This window comes from Chryseobacterium tongliaonense (assembly GCF_041224435.1).
Lineage (GTDB): Bacteria > Bacteroidota > Bacteroidia > Flavobacteriales > Weeksellaceae > Chryseobacterium > Chryseobacterium tongliaoense.
In genome coordinates, this window is sequence record NZ_JBGFFD010000031.1 from 1 (window position 1) to 1308 (window position 1308).

Annotated in this window: 1 protein-coding gene and 1 pseudogene; both read right to left on the reverse strand. The window is 39.9% G+C overall.

The genetic code is table 11. The features are described 5' to 3' along the window. A partial coding sequence (locus AB8P06_RS20600; RefSeq protein ID WP_502064278.1) for a DUF6443 domain-containing protein occupies nt 1-620 on the reverse strand: 620 nt, incomplete at its 3' end. A 49-nt stretch (nt 621-669) separates the two neighbouring features. Next, a pseudogene (locus tag AB8P06_RS20605) lies at nt 670-1308 on the reverse strand (DUF5977 domain-containing protein); the annotation flags it as partial.

Below are 1308 nucleotides of genomic sequence, written 5' to 3' on the forward strand. Positions count from 1 at the left end.
ACCTGACCCTGTCCGTTCTTGAATTCAATGGTTTTATTTCCATCTTCATCAGTAATGGTATTTTTATATAACGAACTGGGTAAAAAATACTGAAGCAGCTGAATGGTACTTATTGTCATTTTACCCGCAGGATCCCATGTTGTCGTGGTTTCATATTTCCTTACATAGTCTGCCTGAATATTGGCATCATACTGAAATTTGACAGGCTTTGTACTCCATGCTGTTCCTACCTGTTTCTGTTCCAATATTCTGTCTAAAGGAGAGTTTTCCAGTGTCTTTTCGGCATAGATCTTTTCTGAACCGTAAATATTACTTTGTGTAGCATTAGCCAGTGGTGTTGGTACAATGGCTCCGTTTAAGGTTTGGGATTGGGGAACGGGAAGATAATCATTCACCTGTCTTCCAAAACCGTCGTATTCTATATGGGTGACCACATCTCTTCCTAATGGAGAAGCTTTTACATTCACAACCTGCTTGGGTCTTCCCAGACCATCAAAATATTGTACAGACTGGGTTTGTCTGGCTGTGGTGCTAGGGGTAGTGACTCCTTCCAGATAGGTTCTGGTTTGTATATAATTTTCAGTATTCGTTGCCTGGGCATGGAGTACCCCCCCCGACAGATACTAAACTGAATAGTAATAATGATTTAAAATATTTTTTCATCGTGTCTTAGTTTTTATAATTGTACTTGAATTCCTTGAGCAGCTTACCTGTTTTGGAATCCTGTCTTATTTCCTGAAGCCTGTTGGCTGTATCATAAACATATACCTCTCTGATTCCTGATGGCGGAGTGATGCTTGTTACCCCGATTAACGGATCATAAGTGTAAGTGGTGATCTGATAAGCGGAAAGATTGGTATTCTTTCTGAAATTATCCAGTGCTGTGATAAGTGCAGGTTCATTGGCTGGAGTAGCTGCATCTGAATCGGAAGCAGTTACGATGGCTGAGATAAGCCCCAGGCTAACCAATTGATCATAAGTCGCTCCTTCTACTTTGGCAATAGGCTGGGTGTTGTTATAGCCCCAGACAATGGCAACAGGAATACCGTTTTTGGTGGTATACTGCTGTATATTTCCTTTGGAATCATATTTATTGTAGGTAACTTCTGTTGAAGATGAGTTACTTTGGATATCGTAGGATAGTACAGAACTTGGAAGCAGATTGGCAGAATTATCATATTTGGTCTCTGTTCTTGAAATAGTCTTCCCTGTATCTGTAGCATTTTGTTTTTCTACAGTCTTTGTTTCCAATGGAATACCAATCATATTAGCTGTGATCAGCTTTTGGTTATTCTTTTCGTGAGCATA